Here is a 20,088-nt window from a genome sequence, read left to right as displayed (position 1 = left end):
CCATGCCCCGCTCGCTCCGCCTGCGCGCGCTTGCGCTGGTGCCGCCGGCGCTGGCCATGGCGACGTCGCCGCTGGCCTGGGCCGCACCCGCGCCCGCCGTGGGCATCGCCGCCGTGGTGGTGCGCGACGTGCGCATCCGCCCGACCGGCGGCGGCTTCGGCCCGGCCAAGGTCCGGCAGCGCGTGGCGCTGGCCGATCAGGTGCGCACCGGCACCGGCAGCGGCCTGCAGATCCTGCTGCTGGACAAGACCAAGTTCACCGTGGGCGCCAATGCACAGCTCACCATCGACAAGTTCGTCTATGATCCGGCCGGCGGCACGGTATCGGCCACCGTGGCCAAGGGCGCGTTCCGCTTCATGTCCGGCGGCGGCCGCGCCAAGACGGCATCGGTGCGCACCCCGGCCGCGACGATCGGCATCCGCGGCACGATCTTCGATGGCGCGGTGGGCGAACTGGCCGCCGCCATCGCCGTGGGCGAACGCGCGATCCCGCGCGACGTGCAATCCGATCCGGCCACCGCGACGCTGATCGTGCTGCGCGGCCCCGGCCCGCGCACGCAAGGCCGGGTCAATGCCGGCGCGGTCGATGTCACCGGGGTGAACGAGACGGTGACGCTCGACCGGCCGATGCTCGCCGCCTACGTGCCTTACGCGGGCGCCGAGCCGATCGGCCCGTTCGAGATCTCGTCCAGCGGGCTGGTGCGGCTGGATGACTTCATCCTGCCGCCCGTGGCCCCCATCGCGACCGATTCGGCGCCGCTGCCCGTGCCCCGGCGCGATCGCGATCGCCCGCCTCCGCCTTATTACGGCGGCGGCTATCCGGGCGGCGGAGACCCCGGCGGCGGGCCGGTTCCCGGCGGCAGCTATATCCCCGATCTGGGCGGCCTGCCCCGCCCGACGCGCGAGCAGCCGAACAGCGATGCCCCGCGCCCGCGCCAGTCGGCGCCCAATGCCACCCCGACGCCGACCGGCGGAACCAGCGTGCCGATCGGCCGGGGCACGGGAACACCGGCGCCCACGCCCACGCCGACGCCGACCTCCACGCCGCGCGGCACGCGCCTGCCGATCAGCCAGCCGACGTCGACGCCCTCCCCCGCCCCTTCGCCACCGCCGAGCCATGCGCCCACGCCGACACCGACGTATTCGCCCACGCCCAACGGCACGCCGCCCGGCACCCGAGGGCCCGGCCAGACACCGACGCCGTCGCCTGCACCAACGCGCGCGCCCCGGCCGACCGTGCAGCCCGTGGGCACCGTTAACCCGAACACGGTCCAGCTCCCGCCCAAAGACCCCGCGCAGGTTTCCGATCCGCCGCCCAAGATCCCACGCTGAGCCCGCCCGCTTACGTAACACTACACAAGCGGTCGTTCGTCGATCGTCAGCCCATTCCGGTTAGCCTGCTGGCACTGATAGTCGTTAGCAACGAGGCGGACACGATGGCGGACAGGTTCCACGACGGTATGACGCGCGGGGAGTGGCGACGACGTCTGCACGATGTAGCCATGGCCTGCGCGGGCTCACGCCCCGGCGAACAGGCCGAGCGGCTGCGCGAGATACGCGCGCTCATCGCGTATGTCCCCGGAGACACCCTGATCGACGGGCTGGCCACTTACAGCGCGGCCCGGCTGGAAATGCTGATCGAGGCGCGCGCTTATGAAACCGCCGCGCTCAGCCTGATCGACGATGCCGGCTACATGATGTCGCGCGGCAGCGACGGGCATTTCCTCGTCTCGGTGGTGCTGCCGGGGCAGACTTCGGAGCGGATGGCCGGCGGCCCCACGCTGGCGCTGGCGATGGTCGGCGCGCTGGCGATGGCGCTGATCGAGCTGGCCGGCGGCAAGGCAGCCGTCCTGCCGCATACGATGCAGCACGCGGCGCTGCTGCATTAACGGTTCGATCCGGCGCGGCTGAATCGCGCCGGCGCCGCATCCACGCCAGTGGATTGAAATAAAAAACGGAGAGGCGCCATCGCGCCTCTCCGCCTTTCCTTGCCGATCAGAGGGCGATGATGCCGCCGTCGTTCTTGGTGACCGCCACGACCGCCGAACGCGGGCGGGTGGTCGCCGGAGTCGCGCCCGCCTGGCTGGCCGGCCAGTGGCTGCTGGGCGCGGCCGGCGTGCCTTCCTCGCCGGGGTGCTGGATGCCGACGAACAGCGTGCGACCGTCCGGCGTGCTGTCGATGCCGGTGATCTCGCACTGGACCGGGCCGATCAGGAAGCGGCGCAGGCTGGCGGCGGTCGCCTTGGCGCCGGCGATGGTCGCCTGCGTGGCAGAGCCGTTCTGGCCGACATTGGTGATCGTCACCGGGCCACCGTCGCCCACCGTGCCCGGGATCGCCGCGAGCATCTGGTTGTTGGTGCGATCGGTGAAGGCGCCATCGTCGGTCTGGATCCAGAGCACCGGGTGCACCTTGCCGGCGGCGTTCTCGGTGCGCGAGAACCACAGGCCGTCAGGGCTCGACAGGTCGTTGTCGGCGGTCAGGCCCGAGATGTTGACGTTGGTCGGATCGGCGTCGATCGAGTCGGCGGCGAACAGGTAGATGTCCCAGGTGAACGTGGTCGCGGCGGTATCGTCGCCGGCTTCGCGCAGGCGGATGATGTGGCCGTTGGGGTTGCCGTAGCTGGCGGTGCCGTTCTTGGGATCGTTGTAATGGCGCGGGTTGGCCGCGTCGGTGCCGTTCAGCGGGCGGACCGAGGCGCTGTTGTTGGTCAGCGTCAGGTAGACCTCGCCATTGACCGGGTTGACCGCGGTCCATTCCGGGCGATCCATCGGCGTCGCGCCGACCGCGTCGGCGGCCAGGCGCGTGTTCACCAGGATGTCGGCCTGATCGGCGAAGGCATAGGCCGGCGCCGAGCCGGTGGCGGCGCGGTTGGGCACCTGGTCGAAGACCAGCGGCAGCCACTGGCCCGAACCGTTGGCATTGAACCTGGCCACATAGAGCGTGCCGGCATCGAGGTACTTGTCGCCCATCGCCAGGCGGTTGGCCGCCTGCGCATCGGCCGGCGCCCAGTTCGCGCTCGACACGAACTTGTAGAGGTATTCGCCGCGCGAATCGTCGCCCATGTAGACGGCCACCTTCTTGCCATCGGCCAGGCGGCCAAAGCACGCGCCTTCATGGCCGAAGCGGCCCAGCGCGGTGCGCTTGCGCGGGGTCGAGGCCGGATCGTAGGGGTCGATCTCGACCACCCAGCCCAGCTGGTTGGGCTCGTTGCGATAGTCGGTCGTCGCGGTGCCGCCCACGGTCGCGCGCGCGTCCCAGCGGCGGAACACCGGGTTGCTGGTGCTGGCGCTCGACCAGGCATAGCTGCCGGTATTGCTGGTCACGCCATAGCGGCGCAGCGCGGTCAGCTCCCGGTCGGTGCGCTGCGCGTTGTCGGCGCCCGCGCCGGAATCGTCGCGGCGGAAGTAGCCGGCCCAGTTCTCCTCGCACGTCAGGTTGGTCGCCCAGCCCGAGATGCCGTTGGCGCAGTTGTTGATCGTGCCGCGGCCCTGGGTGCCGTCCGTGGAGAAGACGGTGCGCAGCAGCGCCGATCCGCGCGCCGGGCCGCTGAAGGCCATCGGCGTGTTCGGCGTGATGCGGCGGTTGAACGTGCTGTCCTGCACATAGCTCCAGTTGCGGCCGCCCGCGTCCTTGTATTCGGCGACGCTGACGCCGTGGGCCTCGATCTCCTTGAGCGCTTCGGCTTCGGGGCGCGGGCCGGTGCTGGCGTTGGTCGGGCCGTTGGGGTGCAGGTACTGGATATTGATGTTCTCGTGGTTCTGCACGAGCAGGCCGCGCGTCGAGCTGGCATCGTCGCGCGCGCCCGCGGCGCTGAGCCCGAAGAAGTGCAGCGCATCACCATGATCGCCGATACGCTGGGCGAAATTGGTGTCGGTGCCGTCGTTGGCATAGGCGGCGACGCCGGCGGCGATCGGATCGCCCAGCCGCGTCATGACCTTGACCGAATAGCCATCGGGCACGGTGACGACGTCGTTCTTGTTCTTCGGCACGGCGGTGAAGCCGAGCGCGGCCGGCGCCACGGTGATCACCGTGCGCGCGGTGGCCTTTTCGCCCTTGGCGTCGCTGGCCGAGAATTCGAAGGTCAGATCGGTGTTGCTGGCGACGCTGGGGGCCAGGAACGTGATGGTGTTGTTGGTGCCTTCGGCCAGCTGGACGGTCGGGCCACTGACCTGGGTCCAGCCGGCCTGGGTCACTTCCTTGTCGTCGGTGGCGGTGGCGGTGAGCGTGACCACGCGGCCCGAATTGGTGCTGGCATTGGCGCCGGCGGTGACGACGGGCGCTTCGTTGTCATCGCCGCAGGCGGCGAGCAGGCTGGTGCCGAAAAAGGCCAGCGCGGTGGCGCCCAGGCCGCCGAACAGCGTCTGACGGCGCGAGTAGCGCTCGTCGATGATGCTGCCCAGAGTGCGCGCACCCGAATCGTTGGTGTCGATGTCGCCGTCGGTGTAGCCGTAGCTGGCCTTGATGTCGCCCATGATGGTCCCCGCATGGTTTGTTGTTGCGAGGGCTTGCTAGGGGGCGGCTATGGCATTCCCGTGCCAAATCAATGACAATTCAGTGAATTATACGCGACAGTTTCGCGACAGGCTCCCCGCCGGGGCGGCAAAGCCCGTCGCGGCCGGTCAGACGTCGAGCAGGTTGGGCGCGCCGCGCCCTTCCATGAATTCGGCCAGGTTGCGATGCAGGTTGATGACCTTCTGTTCCTGGTGCGGATTGGGCAGCGGGCCGCGGAACCCGCTGGACTTCATGCCCTTCTGAACAAACTCCATATTGGAGAAGTCCTGCGCCAGCACCGAGCCCCAGTTCTCGCCCGTGGGATCGGCATAGACCCATTCGGTCTCGGGCACTTCGCCTTCGGGAAAGCGCTCCAGCGCATAGCTTTCGAACACGCACTTGTCGGGATCGTCCTTGTACGGGCGCACGCGGTAGCACAGCGCGAAAGTGACGCCGTGGAGGATGTTCTGGTTGGGGAACAGGCCCCAGGCCAGCCCCGCCTCGGCCATGATCTCGGGCGGCACCTCGGGCCAGATCACGCCGCGCGCGGCATCGTCGCGCTTGGCCGAGGCCATCCAGTGGGCGATCACTTCCTGCGGCGGCGTGCCTTCGGGCAATTCGTCGACCAGGCGGCTGGCGGCGGCGACCAGCGTTTCGGTGGAGGCCGAATAGTTCACCGTCTCATAGTTCTCGCGGATCAGCTCGTAGGTCGATCGGCGGGCATCGTCGCCCTTGCCCGCGCGCGTCGTGCCCGAGCTTTCGCTCATCTGGAATTCGGGCGCGCGCGTGTCGTAGCTGCTGACGCTGTGCAGCCCGTACTGCCGGGAAAGCGCGTAGTAGTTGCCATAGGCCAGCAGCTGGGTATGCGTGCCGGCGACGTGATAGGGTTCCAGGAACGCCTCGATCGCGGTCTTCCAGTTGCAGTTGTAGATCGCCCACTGGCGCCACTTGTAGTGCATCTTCGCCAGTTCGAAGTGATCGAGGATCTCGCCCGCGCGGCCCATCCATTCCTTCAGCGAGACGCTGTCCGGGTCCATGTTGATGTAGATGTAGCCGCCCCAGGTATCGACCTTGACGTCGGACAGGCAGGTCATCTCCGGGGTCAGCTTGCCGTGCCAGTCCTGCGGATCGAGGATGTAGATGTTCTGGCCGTCAAGATCGAAGGTCCAGCCGTGGAAGCCGCAGATGAAGGTCTTGCGATTGTTGCCGCGCACCGAATGCACGCCGTCCGGCACCGAGACGAGCTGGCGGCCGCGATGCGGGCAGACATTGTGGAAAGCCCTGAGCGTGCCGTCATCCTTGCGCAGGACGATGATCGATTCGTCGGCCACGTTGTAGGTCATCCAGTCGCCGGGGTTCGGCAGGTCGCTCTCGCGCTCGACCATCTGCCACACCCTGGGCCACAGCAGCCGCTTTTCCGCTTCCAGGTATTCCTTCGAAAGGAAAGCCTCGGTCGGGTACGTGACGAGCCGTTCGGCGTCCATATCCGCCGGAGTGATGTTCGCGGGCGCGAATTTCTCGGGCTTGTTCACCAGCATTTCTCCCTTGGACCGGCGGCGCCTCCTCATCGGGGAGACTCGGGCCGCGACGGCACCGTTATCCAACACATGTGTTTACTACGCGAGCTTAACGCAATTCGCCAGTGCCGCAAGCCGGACCGGGCACGCGAAATTCAGGTCGCGGCGGAGTAGAGCCCGCCCAGCACCGCCTCGCGGTGACGGCTGACCCGCGCGTTGCAGCCGCAGGCGCGCGCGGCAAGGCCATCGGCATCGAGCACGTCCACCCCGCCGCGCCGGGTGCGCAGCAGCCCGTCGCGCTTGAAGCGCTGGATCACGCGGCTGGCATAACTGCGGCCGATGCCCATCATCGCAGCCAGCTGCTCCTGCGTCATGGCGATATCGCACTCGCCCGTGCGCGCGACGGCGGCGTCCAGCCAGCGCGCGGCGCGCTGCTCGATGGTGTGGGTGGCGTTGCAGGCGATCGACTGGAACACTTGCGCCATCAGGCAATCGGCATAGCGCGCGAACAGATCGCGGATCGCGGGCGAGGCCTGTTTGGCGCGCTCCAGATCGGCCAATGCGATGCGCTGGAAGGCGCCCCGGTGCATCACCCGCGAGCCGGCGAAGGCAGGCAGGCCGCCCTCGCTGACGATCCCGCCCAGCGCGCCTTCGCAGCCGACCATCATCACATCCACCGCCTTGCCATCTTCCAGCATGACGGCGAACGCGGCGACCGCGCGACCGCGCGGGAAATAGCAATATTCCATCGTCTCGCCCGGCCGGTGCAGGACATGCCCGCCCCGGAACTGGCAATCGGCGATCAGTGGAGCGAGCAGTGCCAGATCATCGGGCTTCAGATAGTCCAGCAAAGCGCTTCCTTCAGGCATCGGCCACCTCGATCGCGGACAGGGCTCCGCGTTGGAGCGGAAAACGAAGCGGCCGGGATTAGGTTCCGCGCGGGGCATTGCAAATGGACGCCCTGGTCCGTTTCCTGCGCCGGCCATGGTCCCGGGCATCGCGCCGGCAACCTTCCGGGCGGTCCGCTCGTTGCAACCGGCAGCGAAGGAGAGTTCACCATGACGGACGCACGTATCTTCAAGGATCTCAAGACCGATCACGACCGCCATCGCAAGATGCTGGCGCAGCTTGGCGAGACGCAGGGCGACAGCGAAGAGCGCCGCGCGCTGTTCGAGGCGCTGCGCAAGGAATTGCAGGCCCATGCCGCCGCCGAGGAAGAATCGCTCTATGCCGCGATGCTCGCCTGCCCGGACTTGCGCGACGAGGCGCGCCATTCGGTGTCGGAGCACAAGGAGATCGACGATTTCCTGGGCGAGCTGGTCGAGACCGACATGGCCTCGGGCGCATGGCTGACCCGGTTCAAGGCAATGCGCCACCGCTACCTGCACCATATCGACGAGGAGGAGGAAGAGATGTTCCCTTCCGCCGCCAAGTCGCTCAGCGCCGAGGCCGAGAAGCGGATCGCCGGGGTGTTCGAAAAGCGCAAGCCGCAGGAGCTGGAGCTGGCCAGGAAGGAATTGCCGGGCGACGCGCGCGAATAAGCCGGGCCGCAAGGCCGCGATCTGGGCAGGTGAACCCTCAGCTGCCCATTTCGCGGCGGTGGCGCGACAGCAGGTAGCGGTAGACGCCGACGCAGTTGATCACCAGCAGCACCACGTTCTGCACGCCGATCCCCTCGGCATTCTCGTCCAGGAAGCCCCAGGCGATCAGCGAAAGCGAGCTGGTGACGAAGATGACGAAAGCCCAGCCGCTCCACCGCCGCCCCAGATCGAGCGAGAGGATCAGCGCGGCCAGAGCCGCCGCGCCTGCGCCGTAATATTGCAATGCCTGGAGAATGATGGGGTTCATACCCAAGGCAATGCGTCAGTGCGCGCGAGGTTCCGAGTGGCGGGCCGGGCCGGTGCCGCAACGAAATGCGCGCTTGCGCGCATTGCGACAAAGACTCTCAGTGCGGCGGCGTGATGGCTTCGAGTTCGGGCGGGCGCGATGCCTCCGGGCAGCCCAGCATCGCATACTGGATCGCGGCAAGGATCGTCGCGCGCGAGAAAGGCTTGTGCACCACGCCGATCGCGGTCTCGGCCGGGCAGCCGATCTGGCCGGGATTGGCGGTGACGTAGATCACCCGCGCGGCATAGTCGCTGGCGAGGCGGCGCGCGATCTCGGGCCCGGTCAAGCCGTCGCGCAAGTTGAGATCGACCAGCGCGACATCGGGCCGCTCACCCAGCGTGCCGAGCGAGGCCCGGTCGCACACGGTGCCGACGACGGCATGGCCGCCATCGGCGATGATTTCCTCAAGCTGCAGGGCAAGGAGGAATTCATCCTCCACGATCAGCACCTTGGCGACATTATCCTGCTGGACCCACACAGCCGGGAACCCCCATGTTCACGCGGCGATCGCCGCATTGTCCGAAGTGTTGGCGATCTTGGTGAATTCGGCGAAGAAGGCGTCGATCGCCTCGCCGGTCAGCACGAAGTTGTGCCGGAAGTCGGGCAGCTGCCCGGATTCGATGATCTTGCTCAGCATCGCGCGAGCGCGGCAGATGCGGCTTTTCACCGTGCCCAGCGCGATCCCGCAGATATCGGCGATCTCTTCGTAGGAGAGGTTGCCGGCGGCCAGCAGGATCAGCGCCTCGCGGTAGCTGGCCGGGATCGCGGTGAGCGCGCGCAGCACGTCGGCCAGTTCGAGCGCGCCTTCCTGGCTGGCGGGCGCGCACAGGATGCGCTCGGCGGCGACTTCATCGTACTCGCCGTGGAAGCGGGCGCGGCGCGCCTCGCTGTAGAAATGGTTGCGCAGGATCGTGAACGTCCAGGCCTTGAAATTGGTGCCGGCGGCATAGCGGTCCCGCGCGGCCCAGGCGCGCAGCATGGCTTCCTGGGCCAGATCGTCGGCGCGGTCACGGCAACCGCACAGGCCGCGCGCGAAGGCGCGCAAGTGGGGGGCAACTTCGGTAAGGGCACGCTTGAAGTCCCGATCGCCGAGGGTGCGGAACTGCTCGGCTTCGTTGGCTGCTGCTGCCGTCATGTGCTGGCCTCCATTGTGCAACTGGTAGCAAGACAACGAAACCAGAACGCAAATGGTTCCCGGCCACCGGCACGAGCGCGGGCGGGGCATGGATCGCGGCGATTTCGCAAGGGGCCCATTCCTGAGATGCCCATTCGCAAGGGCCCCAAAACCATTGAGGCCTCCGCGCCCTGTTGAGCGTGCGGAGGCCTCGGGGATCGGATCACCACCGGGTTCGCGGGGGGGTGGGAGGGCCAGTGGTGATATTGGGAAAACACGGTCCATCGAAAAGCGTTCCCGCGACTCGCGATTTTTTTTGATCGGCCACGCGGCGTGACCGGATCGCGACGGCGGACGGCGCGCCAGGCTCCGCAATCGGTGGTTGGCACGCGTGCCGAAATCGTTCAGATCAGGAGGGAGCCAGCCCCCCAGCCGAGCCTAACCCGAGGTTTCCATGTCCCTTTCCGACCAGATCAGCGCCCAGTTGCCCTATCTCCGGCGATATGCCCGCGCGCTTACCGGATCGCAGCAGTCGGGCGATGCCTATGTCCGCGCCACGCTGGAGGCCGCGCTGGCCGACCGGGCGCTGCGCGCCGAGATCGCCGGCAGCCGCACCGCGCTTTACGGCGCCTTCACCCGGATCTGGTCGTCGGGCCAGGTGCCGCAGACGCAGGCCGAGGATGCCGCCAGCCTGCCCGAGCAGGCCGCGCGCACCCGCCTCGCCACGATCGCGCCGGCGCATCGCCAGGCCCTGCTGCTGACCACGGTGGAGGAATTCTCCCGCGCCGATACCGCCGCGATCCTTGGCCTCGACGAAGCCGAGGTGGACCAGCTCGTCGCCCAGGCCTTCGCCGAGATCGAGAACGAGACATCGACCGACGTGCTCATCATCGAGGACGAGCCGCTGATCTCGATGCAGCTCGAAGGGCTGGTGAGCGAGCTGGGCCACACCGTGACCGGCACGGCCGCGACGCACACGCAGGCGGTCGAGCTGTTCGCGCGGCATCCGGCGGGGCTGGTCCTGGCCGATATCCAGCTTGCCGACGGCAGCTCGGGCATCGACGCGGTGGAGGACCTGCTCAAGTTCGGCAGCGTGCCGGTGATCTTCATCACCGCCTATCCCGAACGCCTGCTGACCGGCGAGCGGCCCGAGCCGACGTACCTTGTCACCAAGCCGTTCCGCGAGGCCACGGTGCGCGCCGCGATCAGCCAGGCGCTGTTCTTCCACCCGCACGGCCAGGGCTAAGCGCCCTCAGGCCCGCCGTTCGCCGCGCAGAGCGAAAGCGGCGCGCAAGGCGCGGACCGGGACTTGCAGGCGGCATTCGACACCGCCGGGCAGGAAGCGCAAGTCCACTTGCGAACGCAGTTCGTGCGCCACGATCTTCTCGATCAGGTCGCGCCCGAAGCCGCGCTTGGTCGGCTCGACCACGGGTGGCCCGCCCTCCTCGCGCCAGTCGATCTGGGCCAGGCCCGAACGCAGCAGCTTCCAGGTGACGTGGATGCGCCCCTCTGCCGTGCTGAGCGCGCCATACTTGGCCGCGTTGGTCGCCAGTTCGTGAATGGCCAGGCCCAGCGACATGGCATCGTTGGGCGCCAGCTTGATCTCCGGCCCGGCCAGCACGACGTGCGCCTCGCTGCCTTCCATGTATGGCGCCAGCTCGCTGCGCACGACATCGCCCAGCGGGGCATCGGTCCAGTTGCTTTGCGACAGCAGGTCGTGCGTCGCCGAAAGCGCGCGGATGCGCGCGGTCAGGCTTTCGGTGAAATCGTCGATATCGGTGGCGCGCCGCCGGGTCAGCGCCGCGATCGACAGGACATTGGCCAGCGTGTTCTTCACCCGGTGGTTCAGCTCGCGCGTCAGCGAATTGCGGATCGAGGCTTCGCTGGTCAGCCATTCGAGCACGCGCCGGTCCTCGGCGGCGCGCCGGGTGATGAGCCGGCCGATGGCCATGACCATCAGCGAGGCGACCGCGCCGAAGAACAGCGTGATGCGCGACAAGGTGGAAAGCACCCCGGCCTTCTTGTCGCTGACGCGGATCACCCAGCCGTGATTGCCCACGTCGATCCGGCGTTCCATGGTCGTGCCGCTGACCCCTTCGACGCGGCGCTCGACCAGCAGGTTGTCGGGATTGTCGTCCTCGTCGAAGACTTCCACCTCGATATCGTCGTTGCGGTAAAGCTCGGCGGCCGAATCGAGGAAATCGGAGGCGCGGAACGGGCTGTAGACGAAGCCCTTGACGATGCGCCGCCCGCCACGGTTGTTGATCACCGGCATGTAGATGATGAAGCCCGCCTCGCCCGCATCCGGCTCGTCCTGGATCAGATGGAGCTTGCCCGTCGCCACCGGCTTGCCCAGCTGGATCGCCAGGTTCATCGCGCGGCGGCGCACGCTTTCGGAATACATGTCATAGCCGATCGCCTCGCGGTTGCGGCGCGAAAGCGGCTCCAGATAGACCACCGGCGTGGCGAAGCGCTGGTCGCTGGGCGCGGGGCGGATGTAATAGTTCTCCTCGCCATTGTCGCGCATCCACACTTCGAACGAAGGCACCCTGCTGGCCGCCAGCAGCGGCGCCCAGCCCATGCCGAGCGAGCCGTAGAGGTTGCCGTTGGCCTGGAGATCGGCCGCGAATTCGGCGAACTGGCGCCCCGATACGCCATCCTGCATGGCGAACAGCGCGCTGCCGGCGCGCAGCAGGGCAATGTTCTCGGTCACGCGGCGCTGGAGCGCGGAGGCGATCTCGGTCAGGTTGCGGTCCAGCTCGATCTCGCGGGTCTGCCGGTCGGCCCGCTCGATGGCGATCACGCTCACCGCCGTGCCCAGGCTGGCGATCAGAAACAGCAGGAACGGCCAGCCACGCGGATACTTGTGGAACCATGCCTGCTTCTGCACTCTGCCCAGCAGAGCCTCATCCATTACCCCTGAACCTTTCGGCTGGCCTTGCGGCCTTTGCTGGCCCCGCCGCATCGGTGTGCGGATTTCTCCGTTTTGGCAACCGATTGCGGGAAAGGGAACCATGGCGCCCACCAAATGTTCCACCGCAAGACAGGTAAAAATCGCCTTGACGCTTGACCCGCGATCCGTCTCGCGCGCATGGCTTTTCCGCAGAAAGGGAGTTCGTGTTGTCTCAGCCGAATGGATCAGGGGGCGGCGGGCACAAGCCCGGTTTGCCGCCGGCTGTCCGCAGGAATGGCGAGCCCGGCTGGGCCGACGGGCTGAGAAAGCTGTACAACTCCGTCGTGGACGAACCACTGCCGAACAGCTTTGAGGATCTGCTCAAGAAGCTGGACGACGGTGATGACGACTGACAGCAGCGCGACGACCTATGCCGACGAGGATTTCAAGCGGGAACTGGTGGCGACGCTGCCGCACTTGCGCGCCTTCGCGCGCGGGCTGTGCGGGCGCCCCGATCTGGCCGACGATCTGACGCAGGAAGCGGCGATGAAGGCCTGGGCCGCGCGTGACCGCTTCACCCCCGGCACCAGTATGCGCGCCTGGACTTTCGCGATCCTGCGCAACCACTACCTCAGCGAGCTGCGCCGGGGCCGGCGCCACACCGATATCGACGACGAGGCGATCGAGCGGATGCTGGTGATGGAGGCCGGGCAGGAAGGCGGCCTGCACCTGGCCGACATGAACACGGCGCTGCAGAAGCTTTCGCCCGAACGGCGCGAAGCGGTGATGCTGGTGGGCGCGGGCGGCTTTACGTATGAGCAGGCGGCCGAGATCGCCGATTGCGCCGTAGGCACGATGAAAAGCCGCGTCGCCCGCGCGCGTGCCGAACTGGCCCGGCTACTGGACGCCGAGCCTGCTCCACCGCGATAGCGCGCGGCCCGCCACTGGCCTCACGCGTCGGCCAGCGCGCCGGAAATGATCGGGTTCTGGCCGAAGATCGAGGCGAACAGCGGCAGCGAGATGCGCCCGTCCTTCTGGCCGATCAGGCTGGCATCGCCGGTCGCGCCGGGCGCGGTGGGCAGCCCCGCCTCGGCCAGCAGGTAAAGCGAGATGCGGCTGCGCGTGCACAGGCCGCCGCTGCCGTCGTTCACCAGCGTGCGTTCGAATTGCAACCCCTGCTGCGCCTTCATGCTGCGCCGCACGGTCGCCACCTCGATCTGCCCCTGCCCGAAATCGAGCACGAACTGCGTGCCGACGGGCACTTCCAGCAGCCCCTCGATCAGCGCGCCGGTGGCCGAAAGGTTGCGCAGCACCACGGTGTAGTAATGGTTGTCATGGATCGCGCCGATCTTGCGGTACATGGTCACGCGGTCATAACGCTGCCTGGCATAGCCCGAAGGCTCGATCCCCCAGTCCGCCTGCGTCGCATTGGCCAGGAATTCGGCCTCGGGCATCGGCCGGGCATAGATGTAGCCCTGGACGTGGCTGACCTCGAGCCCGCGCACCATGTCGAGCTGGTCGAACGTCTCGACCCCCTCGGCGGTGGTTTCCATGTCGAGCGCCCGCGCCAGCGCGACGATGGCGGTGATGATCGCGCGGTTGCGCGCGCCGTCCACGGTGGCGCCGCGCACGAAGCTCTGGTCGATCTTGATCTTGTCGAACGGCGCGGACTTCAGATAGGCGAGCGAGGAATAGCCGGTGCCGAAATCGTCGAGCGCCAGCCGCACGCCCAGCGACTTCAGCGCGTTGAACGTCGCCTCGGTGGTGGAGCTGCCGGCCAGGAACACGCCTTCGGTGATTTCCAGCTCCAGCCGCTCGGGCGCGAGCCCGCTGGCGGCCAGCGCATTGGCGACGAGCGCGGGAAAGCCCGGCTCGATGAACTGCACCGGCGAGACGTTCACCGCGATGCGCAGCGGGCCGGGCCAGGCGGCCGCGTCCGCGCAGGCCTTGCGCAGCACCCATTCGCCGATCCGGCAGATCAGCTTCGATTCCTCGGCGATGCCGATGAAGCTAGCCGGCGCAACCAGCCCGATCGTCGGGTGGTTCCAGCGCAGCAGCGCTTCGGCGCCCGAGACGGTGTTGGTCCGCGCTTCCACCATCGGCTGGTAATGCAGCGCGAACTGCCCGCGTTCGAGCGCGTCGTGAAGGTCTTCCTCCAGCGTCTTGCGCTGTTCGGCCGCCTGCAACAGCTCGCGCGAGAAGAAGCGGAAGCCGCCCCGGCCGCCGTGCTTGGCCGCGTAGAGCGCCAGATCGGCGTTGCGCACCAGCTGCTCCACGTCCGCGCCGTCGAACGGGCTTACCGCGATGCCCACCGAGGCGCCGATCAGGCAGCGGCTGCCCTCGATCGTATAGGGCTGCGAGATCATGGCGATGATCCGCTCGGCCAGCTCGCCCAGCTCGCCGCGATCTTCCTTGTCGGGCAGTATGACCTGGAATTCGTCGCCGCCGATGCGGCCGACCTTCTCCTTGTCGCCCACGATCCTGACCAACCGCTCGCCCACTTGCCTGAGCAGGGCGTCGCCGGTGGAATGGCCCAGCGTGTCGTTGACCTGCTTGAACCGGTCGAGATCGATCAGCATCGTCGCGCAGGGGCGGTCCTGCAGCTTGTAGGCCGCGATCGTGCGTTCGAGTAGCGCGGTGATCCGCCGCCGGTTGAGCAGGCCGGTGAGCGGATCGCTCATCGCCATCTGCGAATTCTCGTCGGCGACACGGCGATCCTGCGTGATATCGGCGCACAGCCCGCGAAAGCCGGTGAACGTGCCCGAGGCATCGAACTGCGCCTCGCCCGAGATCGCCCACCAGGTGGCGGTATCGCCGGTATTGCCGCGCAGCACCATGCGATCGAACCGCGAACGGCGCGACAGCGCCAGCCGCAGGCTGCGCGAGGCATTGCCTTCGGCATCCGCGCTGAGGAACAGGTCGGCAATCGGCCGGCCCAGACAATCGCCGCCATCGGGCAACAGCCTGGCCGCGGCGTGCGCGGACAGATAGGTCAGCCGCCCTTCGGCATCGGCCGCCCAGAAGCTGCCCTGGCCCAGACCCTCGTAAGTGCGGCAGAACGCGATCGCATGGTCGCCGTCGATCTCACTCCCGCCGCTGCCGGACGCCCGCGCGGCCGGGGCCCGGCGGGCCAACTTCGAGAGCAATCCGGTGCTGGCTGCCATGGGATGTCCGTTCAGGCTCTCGCGGTATGGTTAAGGAGGATCGCGGGCTTTCTCTTAGGGTTAAATCCTTAGCATTTCGTATCGCGCCGCCCGGCCCGCCTTTCGCCACGGGCAAAATCGCCCCGCCCCAAAAGCAAGGCCCCCCGCTTCACCAGGGAAGCGGGGGGCCAGGCCCGTGTGGAGCCGGAGGCGGCGCCCGGACAAGGCCGGGCGCGCCGCAATCAGGCCGGGTAGATCCAGGGCGTGCCGCGATCGAAGTTGTCCGAGGCGAACTTCCAGTTGATCAGATTGTCCAGCACCGCCTTCACATAGGCCGGGCGCTTGTTCTTCTGATCGACGTAATAGGCGTGTTCCCACACGTCGATCGTGACGAGCGGGTTGACGTCCTCGGTCACGGTGGTGCCGGCATCATGGGTGGAGATCACCTTGAGCTTGCCGCCATCGACGACCAGCCAGGCCCAGCCGCTGGCGAAGTGATTGACCGCCTCGTTGGTCAGCGCTTCCAGCAGCGCGTCGAGCGAGCCGAAATCGGCGGTGATCGCGGCGGCCAGGCTTTCGCTCGGCGCGGTCTTCTCGGGGCTCAGCGAGTGCCAGTAGAAACCGTGGTTGTAGACTTGCGCGGCATTGTTGAACTTGGGGCCGCTGGCGCTCTTGATGATGTCCTCAAGCGGCTTGTCGGCATCATCGGTCCCTTCGATGGCCGCGTTCAGCTTGTCGACGTAAGTCTTGTGGTGGGCACCGTGGTGGACTTCGAGCGTGTCCTTGGAGATGTGCGGCGCCAGCGCATCGAGCGCGTAAGGCAACGGCATGAGGGAAATGGTCATGGCATTTTTCCTGTTATGGTTGGCGAAACGGGTGCGGTGGCAACGCCCGAGGGGATTCGGGCGACCAAAGGTCACGCGGTGTTAATGTTTGCCCTCACCCGTGACAATTCAATCCGCGCCGCGTGGCAAATTGATGGCGCCCGACAGGAAACGGGGCGCAAGGCAAAAGGACGGCGGGGGTTTCCGCCGTCCTTCCCTTGGCCTGGCCGCGCCGCCTGGCGGGCGGCCTGCCGGATCGGCCTAGCGCACCGAGCCGCGACGGAACAGGTTGACGATCGCCAGCAGGATCACCGCGCCGAGGAACGACGCCAGCAGCGAGAGGATATCGAACGATCCGCTGGTGACGGGCGCGCCGCCGATCAGGGGCGTCACCACCAGCCCGGCGACGAGCGAGCCGACGACGCCGACGACGATGTTGAGGAAGATGCCCTGCTGCGCGTCAGTGCGCATCACGATGCTTGCCAGCCAGCCGATGACGCCGCCGACCAGAAGAATGAGGATAAGGGTCATGTCACGATCTCCAAATGGCCTGTGTGACTCTAACAACGGGCCGATCGGGCGTTGGTTCCCGCGTCCATCGCCGCGCCGTGCGGCGGCCGGCCGGGACGGTCAGCGCCGATTGCCATTGAAACGAACGAGGTGATAAATTAGGGCTCGCGCTCGGAACCGGCCGGCGCGGGCGGGAAGGCGAGAGGCGATAACGACGTGATCGAAACGACGCAGACGGTGACGATCGCGGCCCCGATCGACCGGGTCTGGGACTATGTCCGGGATGTCGAGCGCTGGGCCACGATCATGCCCGGCTACCAGTCGTGTCAGATCGTCGATGCGGACCATTCGCTCTGGGTGCTCAAGATCGGCGTCGGCGGGCTGGTGCGCACTGTCCGGGTCGAAGTCGATGTCGCGGAATGGGCCGGGCCGGAACGGGTGCGGTTCGCCTTCCGGCTGAAAGGCGATCCGGTGCAGGGAACCGGATCGTACCGCGCGGTGGCACGGGGCCCGGCCGAAACGCGGGTGGAGCTCCACGTCGCGGTTGCCGGCGGCGGCCCGATGGCGCCGATGTGGGAAGCGATGGGCGGGCCGGTCCTGCCCAAATTCGCGGCGAGCTTCGCCGGCGAACTCAAGGCCAGGATCGAGGGGCTTGGCGGTCCCGCCGATCCGACTCCGGCGGCGCAGGCGGCAAGGCCATCGCCGCTGGCCCGCCTGCTGGCCCGCTTGCGGACATGGCTGCGCGGCCTGTTCTGATCGAATCGAGCGCCGCGCGCGGAGCGATTCGGCCAGCCGTGCCGCTGCCCGGATCACTGGCCGGATCGCTGGCCGGATCGCTGGCCGGCCCGCCGCCTGCCCGCGCCCGCCAATGCAAATCCCGCCGTTTCGCGGCATGGGCTGAGCGCGCGTCAAAAAGGCATGGACAGCCTTGCCGGCCTGTGGCCATGCTGCGCGGCAGTTCAGCCAAGAAACGAATGAGGATGCCCGCAATGTCCATCACGGTAGAAGCCGCAAAGCCGCGCATCGGCGGCATTGTCCATGTCGACAAGGACCACCTGCTCGACGATGAAACCATCGAGACCGTCCGCCATGAGCTGGAGCAGCGCGGCGTGCTGGTGTTCCCGCAGATCAACGCCAGCGACGAGCTTCAGCTCGCCTTCACCGACAAGCTGGGCGACCGGGTGAACTTCACCCGGCAAGTGCCCGGTTCGGACGCCAGTTCGCCCGACGTCTACAAGATCACGCTCGACCGCGCGCTCAACAGCGAGCCCGACTATGTGCTGGGCACCTTCTTCTGGCACATCGACGGCATCACCATCGACCAGCCGCTGCCCAAGGCGACCGTGCTTTCGGCGCGCAAGCTGTCCGACAGCGGCGGCGCCACCGAATTCGCCAACCTCTATGCCGCCTGGGATCTGCTGCCCGAGGCCGAGAAGCGCGCGCTGGAGAACCTGACCGTGATCCATTCGGTGGAGGCCGCCGTCCGCCCGGTCCACGGCCATCCCAGCGAGGAACGCCGCGCCCGCTACAAGGCGATGGCTGCGGTGATGGAGCAGCCGCTGGTCTGGACGCACGAGGACGGGCGCAAGTCGCTGCTGCTCGGCACCCATGCCGACGGCATCGTCGGGATGCCCGGCCCGCATGGCCGCGCCCTGCTCACCCGCCTGCAGCAATGGGCCGCCCAGCCCGAACTGGTCTACACGCACAACTGGACGGTGGGCGATCTGGTGATCTGGAATAACCAGGGCGTGATGCACCGCGTGGTGCCCTACACCGACGAAGGCCGCGTGATGCACCGCACGACGATCGCCGGCAAGGAAAAGCCCGGCCACGCGGCGACCGAGGAACATATCCAGCGCATCTTCGAGATCGCGTAAACCGGCGCCTCCTTCTCCCGCGACGGGGGAAGGAGGCAAAGCCCTGGCCGCGCGGACAATGCCGGCCGTGGATGGGCCTCGCGTTTGGGGCGGCGGACCTGTGTGTCGGCGGTTGGGGGGAAGAGGACGTTTGCTTATTTGGACAAACGCGACTTCATTCCGCTCCGATTATAGAAAATCGTGATCTTCCCGGTACTTCTCACGGAGCAATTCAATTGTTCTCCAGAAATCCACGATCGAGTTCTTGAATATGCGGAGTTGATCGAGCGAAAGGTCTAGTTTGTTCACCGAATGAACTTCTTCTCCCCCCCCAACGTGAAGTAGGCAAAGTAACGACTACGAACATCGCAATCTGCAAATAGATCAGGCCGTTGCTTATGAACCCACTCGGCTGCAGGCCCTGTTCCGTGGCGAACGGCCGACGTAACCTTGTGAAGCAATTGTAGCTCCTGACACATCGGGAAGGCGGTCAGCGGAAAACCTCGGATACGCCTAAATGCTTTGCACATTCCCTCCCATTTGCCCGCCCCGCTTAGCTTTTGAACACTAGGACGTTCACTGGCTGGAACGAGGATTGCCGAGTGCCACAGCACTTGGCTGAAATGTCTTTCCCACATACCACCAAGTGCGAGTGCAAATGATCGATGCATCTCCAGTTCCGCCGTGCGGAGACCTTCCCAAATATCAAGCTTCGCATTGGTCCGTTCTTCCGGCGTGGAGGGCTCCGCGCCGACCTTTAGCCTCAGTGCTTGGCACGCAGGTTCTATCGCCTCACGAAAGAAGATTTCGGTAGCGTCTGCAAATCCAGAGCAATGCCCTTCGAAAAGAACCGGTTTCCAAGTTGGCGCCAAAAGTAGCTTCGGAGACAACTCTTCTGCGCTCATCACGGTCAACTCTCTTTACAAACCACTGCATTTTTCGATTTTCGTAAAAACGATGATTGTCCGCAATGTCGGTTCGGCGAAGAAAACGTATGACACAAGGCAGAATCTGCCCAGCGATTTATCCACGTGAAGCTGGATGATCATTAATCAACCGCAAGTGCCGCGCCTATCCGCCCACCAGATGCAGCCCGGCATCGGCCAGCAGCGTCTCGCCGGTGACGTGGCGTGATGCCGGGGAGCCGAGGAACAGCGCGCTGCCGGCGATGTCCTCGGGCGTGGAGGCGACTTGCAGCGGCGTGCGCTGGGCGATGCCCTCGCGGATGCGGGCGCGGGCGCTGCCCAGCTTGTCGAACCACGGGCTGTCCATGAAGCCGGGGCACAGCGCGTTCACCCGGATGCGCGGCGCCAATGCGCGGGCGAGCGCGAACGCCAGGTTGTTGAGCGCGCCCTTCGAGGCTGAATAGGCGATCGACGAGCCGCCGCCGGTCACGCCCGCGATCGAGGAGATCATCACCACCGCCGCCCGGTCAGACGTTTCCAGCAAGGGCCGCGCCGCGCGCGTCATCTGATAGGGGCCGACCACGTTGACCCGGTAGATATCGAGGAAGTCGTCCGCCCCCAGCGCGTCGAGATCGTCATACCTGGCCGCGCGTGTCTTGCCCGCGTTGTTGAACAGCGCGTCGATCCGCCCGAACGGCGCGGCCGCCGCGACGATGCGGCGGCAATCCTCGTCCGTGCCGACATCGCCTTGCACCGTCACCGCCTGGGCACCGTATGCGCGCACCGCCTCGGCGGTCGTTTCCGCGCCCTCGGCATTGCCGGCATAGTTCACGATCACCGCGCGCGCGCCCTGCCCGGCCGCGCCCGTGGCGATCGCCCGCCCCAGCCCCGACGAGGCGCCGGTGACACAGACGATGGCATCTTCGTAAGGCCGCTGCATAAGCTTTT

At 67.1% G+C, this 20,088-nt stretch carries 20 protein-coding genes; 8 read left to right on the top strand and 12 right to left on the bottom strand.

Annotated elements, in window-relative coordinates; translation table 11 throughout:
* Nucleotides 1-2 precede the first annotated feature (2 nt).
* Nucleotides 3-1,331 carry a FecR family protein gene (locus tag PYV00_RS06385; protein WP_275227443.1) on the top strand — a complete coding sequence of 443 codons (1,329 nt, stop codon included), beginning with the start codon at nt 3-5 and terminating at the stop codon, nt 1,329-1,331.
* A gap of 104 nt (nt 1,332-1,435) precedes the next feature.
* Nucleotides 1,436-1,888 (top strand): hypothetical protein, encoded by a 453-nt coding sequence (locus PYV00_RS06380; protein WP_275227442.1) that lies wholly within the window; start codon nt 1,436-1,438, stop codon nt 1,886-1,888.
* 106 nt (nt 1,889-1,994) lie between these two features.
* Here PYV00_RS06380 and PYV00_RS06375 read toward each other — a convergent pair whose 3' ends face one another.
* The 3 genes from PYV00_RS06375 to PYV00_RS06365 form a co-directional block, all read right to left on the bottom strand.
* Complete coding sequence (locus tag PYV00_RS06375) at nt 1,995-4,472, bottom strand: PhoX family protein (protein ID WP_275227441.1); 2,478 nt, start codon at nt 4,470-4,472, stop codon at nt 1,995-1,997.
* Between the two features lie 147 nt (nt 4,473-4,619).
* Complete coding sequence (locus PYV00_RS06370) at nt 4,620-5,975, bottom strand: aromatic ring-hydroxylating oxygenase subunit alpha (protein ID WP_428981610.1); 1,356 nt, start codon at nt 5,973-5,975, stop codon at nt 4,620-4,622.
* A 188-nt stretch (nt 5,976-6,163) separates the two neighbouring features.
* Nucleotides 6,164-6,859, bottom strand: a complete 696-nt coding sequence (locus PYV00_RS06365; RefSeq protein ID WP_275227439.1) for a Crp/Fnr family transcriptional regulator — start codon at nt 6,857-6,859, stop codon at nt 6,164-6,166.
* A 207-nt stretch (nt 6,860-7,066) separates the two neighbouring features.
* Between PYV00_RS06365 and PYV00_RS06360 the strand changes: the two genes are divergently transcribed.
* Complete coding sequence (locus PYV00_RS06360) at nt 7,067-7,549, top strand: hemerythrin domain-containing protein (RefSeq protein WP_275227438.1); 483 nt, start codon at nt 7,067-7,069, stop codon at nt 7,547-7,549.
* 37 nt (nt 7,550-7,586) lie between these two features.
* Here the strand turns inward: PYV00_RS06360 and PYV00_RS06355 are convergent, their stop codons facing one another.
* From PYV00_RS06355 to PYV00_RS06345, 3 genes are all read right to left on the bottom strand, one after another.
* A complete protein-coding gene (locus tag PYV00_RS06355; protein ID WP_275227437.1) occupies nt 7,587-7,856 on the bottom strand; it encodes a hypothetical protein in 270 nt (89 codons plus the stop codon).
* 97 nt (nt 7,857-7,953) lie between these two features.
* Nucleotides 7,954-8,373 (bottom strand): response regulator, encoded by a 420-nt coding sequence (locus PYV00_RS06350; protein ID WP_275227436.1) that lies wholly within the window; start codon nt 8,371-8,373, stop codon nt 7,954-7,956.
* Nucleotides 8,374-8,391: 18 nt separating this feature from the next.
* Entirely contained in the window at nt 8,392-9,030 is a 639-nt protein-coding gene (locus tag PYV00_RS06345; protein WP_275227435.1) for a sigma-70 family RNA polymerase sigma factor, read from the bottom strand.
* A gap of 433 nt (nt 9,031-9,463) precedes the next feature.
* On the opposite strand from PYV00_RS06345, the gene PYV00_RS06340 reads away from it, so the two are divergent.
* Nucleotides 9,464-10,255: a response regulator gene (locus PYV00_RS06340; protein WP_275227434.1), complete on the top strand. Its 792-nt coding sequence runs from the start codon at nt 9,464-9,466 to the stop codon at nt 10,253-10,255.
* Between the two features lie 6 nt (nt 10,256-10,261).
* On the opposite strand, the gene PYV00_RS06335 is transcribed toward PYV00_RS06340, so the two are convergent.
* Nucleotides 10,262-11,923 carry a CHASE domain-containing protein gene (locus PYV00_RS06335; RefSeq protein ID WP_275227433.1) on the bottom strand — a complete coding sequence of 554 codons (1,662 nt, stop codon included), beginning with the start codon at nt 11,921-11,923 and terminating at the stop codon, nt 10,262-10,264.
* 152 nt (nt 11,924-12,075) lie between these two features.
* Here PYV00_RS06335 and PYV00_RS06330 point away from each other — a divergent pair, with 152 nt between their 5' ends.
* Complete coding sequence (locus PYV00_RS06330; protein ID WP_275227432.1) at nt 12,076-12,315, top strand: NepR family anti-sigma factor; 240 nt, start codon at nt 12,076-12,078, stop codon at nt 12,313-12,315.
* Complete coding sequence (locus PYV00_RS06325; protein WP_275227431.1) at nt 12,305-12,832, top strand: sigma-70 family RNA polymerase sigma factor; 528 nt, start codon at nt 12,305-12,307, stop codon at nt 12,830-12,832. Before PYV00_RS06330 ends, PYV00_RS06325 begins: the two co-directional genes overlap by 11 nt.
* 20 nt (nt 12,833-12,852) lie before the next feature.
* Here PYV00_RS06325 and PYV00_RS06320 read toward each other — a convergent pair whose 3' ends face one another.
* The 3 genes from PYV00_RS06320 to PYV00_RS06310 all read right to left on the bottom strand — a co-directional run bounded on the left by PYV00_RS06320 (nt 12,853) and on the right by PYV00_RS06310 (nt 16,400).
* Nucleotides 12,853-15,066: an EAL domain-containing protein gene (locus PYV00_RS06320; RefSeq protein ID WP_275227430.1), complete on the bottom strand. Its 2,214-nt coding sequence runs from the start codon at nt 15,064-15,066 to the stop codon at nt 12,853-12,855.
* Between the two features lie 221 nt (nt 15,067-15,287).
* On the bottom strand, nt 15,288-15,890 hold the full coding sequence (locus PYV00_RS06315; protein ID WP_275227429.1) for a superoxide dismutase: 603 nt from the start codon (nt 15,888-15,890) through the stop codon (nt 15,288-15,290).
* Nucleotides 15,891-16,130: 240 nt separating this feature from the next.
* Nucleotides 16,131-16,400 carry a GlsB/YeaQ/YmgE family stress response membrane protein gene (locus PYV00_RS06310; RefSeq protein ID WP_275227428.1) on the bottom strand — a complete coding sequence of 90 codons (270 nt, stop codon included), beginning with the start codon at nt 16,398-16,400 and terminating at the stop codon, nt 16,131-16,133.
* A gap of 195 nt (nt 16,401-16,595) precedes the next feature.
* Between PYV00_RS06310 and PYV00_RS06305 the strand changes: the two genes are divergently transcribed.
* Together PYV00_RS06305 and PYV00_RS06300 are read left to right on the top strand one after the other, a co-directional pair.
* A complete protein-coding gene (locus PYV00_RS06305) occupies nt 16,596-17,135 on the top strand; it encodes a CoxG family protein (RefSeq protein WP_275227427.1) in 540 nt (179 codons plus the stop codon).
* 233 nt (nt 17,136-17,368) lie between these two features.
* The gene (locus PYV00_RS06300; protein ID WP_275227426.1) at nt 17,369-18,256 is read left to right on the top strand and encodes a TauD/TfdA dioxygenase family protein; all 888 of its coding nucleotides are present in this window, start codon (nt 17,369-17,371) and stop codon (nt 18,254-18,256) included.
* 284 nt (nt 18,257-18,540) lie between these two features.
* Here the strand turns inward: PYV00_RS06300 and PYV00_RS06295 are convergent, their stop codons facing one another.
* Both PYV00_RS06295 and PYV00_RS06290 read right to left on the bottom strand, forming a co-directional pair.
* The gene (locus PYV00_RS06295) at nt 18,541-19,140 is read right to left on the bottom strand and encodes a hypothetical protein (protein WP_275227425.1); all 600 of its coding nucleotides are present in this window, start codon (nt 19,138-19,140) and stop codon (nt 18,541-18,543) included.
* A gap of 166 nt (nt 19,141-19,306) precedes the next feature.
* Nucleotides 19,307-20,080: an SDR family NAD(P)-dependent oxidoreductase gene (locus PYV00_RS06290; protein ID WP_275227424.1), complete on the bottom strand. Its 774-nt coding sequence runs from the start codon at nt 20,078-20,080 to the stop codon at nt 19,307-19,309.
* Nucleotides 20,081-20,088: the final 8 nt, after the last annotated feature.

Source organism: Novosphingobium album (ex Liu et al. 2023) (assembly GCF_029076845.1).
GTDB lineage: Bacteria > Pseudomonadota > Alphaproteobacteria > Sphingomonadales > Sphingomonadaceae > Novosphingobium.
This window is presented reverse-complemented; position numbering and strand designations above follow the sequence as displayed.

Bases quoted from the DNA above. Each gene is read 5' to 3' on its own strand.
- PYV00_RS06375 (WP_275227441.1), bottom strand. From the start codon at position 4,472: ATGGGCGACATCAAGGCCAGCTACGGCTACACCGACGGCGACATCGAC.
- PYV00_RS06370 (WP_428981610.1), bottom strand. From the start codon at position 5,975: ATGGACGCCGAACGGCTCGTCACGTACCCGACCGAGGCTTTCCTTTCG.
- PYV00_RS06300 (WP_275227426.1), top strand. From the start codon at position 17,369: ATGTCCATCACGGTAGAAGCCGCAAAGCCGCGCATCGGCGGCATTGTC.
- PYV00_RS06385 (WP_275227443.1), top strand. From the start codon at position 3: ATGCCCCGCTCGCTCCGCCTGCGCGCGCTTGCGCTGGTGCCGCCGGCG.
- PYV00_RS06380 (WP_275227442.1), top strand. From the start codon at position 1,436: ATGGCGGACAGGTTCCACGACGGTATGACGCGCGGGGAGTGGCGACGA.
- PYV00_RS06320 (WP_275227430.1), bottom strand. From the start codon at position 15,066: ATGGCAGCCAGCACCGGATTGCTCTCGAAGTTGGCCCGCCGGGCCCCG.
- PYV00_RS06295 (WP_275227425.1), bottom strand. From the start codon at position 19,140: ATGAGCGCAGAAGAGTTGTCTCCGAAGCTACTTTTGGCGCCAACTTGG.
- PYV00_RS06310 (WP_275227428.1), bottom strand. From the start codon at position 16,400: ATGACCCTTATCCTCATTCTTCTGGTCGGCGGCGTCATCGGCTGGCTG.
- PYV00_RS06360 (WP_275227438.1), top strand. From the start codon at position 7,067: ATGACGGACGCACGTATCTTCAAGGATCTCAAGACCGATCACGACCGC.
- PYV00_RS06340 (WP_275227434.1), top strand. From the start codon at position 9,464: ATGTCCCTTTCCGACCAGATCAGCGCCCAGTTGCCCTATCTCCGGCGA.
- PYV00_RS06345 (WP_275227435.1), bottom strand. From the start codon at position 9,030: ATGACGGCAGCAGCAGCCAACGAAGCCGAGCAGTTCCGCACCCTCGGC.
- PYV00_RS06290 (WP_275227424.1), bottom strand. From the start codon at position 20,080: ATGCAGCGGCCTTACGAAGATGCCATCGTCTGTGTCACCGGCGCCTCG.
- PYV00_RS06315 (WP_275227429.1), bottom strand. From the start codon at position 15,890: ATGACCATTTCCCTCATGCCGTTGCCTTACGCGCTCGATGCGCTGGCG.
- PYV00_RS06355 (WP_275227437.1), bottom strand. From the start codon at position 7,856: ATGAACCCCATCATTCTCCAGGCATTGCAATATTACGGCGCAGGCGCG.
- PYV00_RS06335 (WP_275227433.1), bottom strand. From the start codon at position 11,923: ATGGATGAGGCTCTGCTGGGCAGAGTGCAGAAGCAGGCATGGTTCCAC.
- PYV00_RS06325 (WP_275227431.1), top strand. From the start codon at position 12,305: ATGACGACTGACAGCAGCGCGACGACCTATGCCGACGAGGATTTCAAG.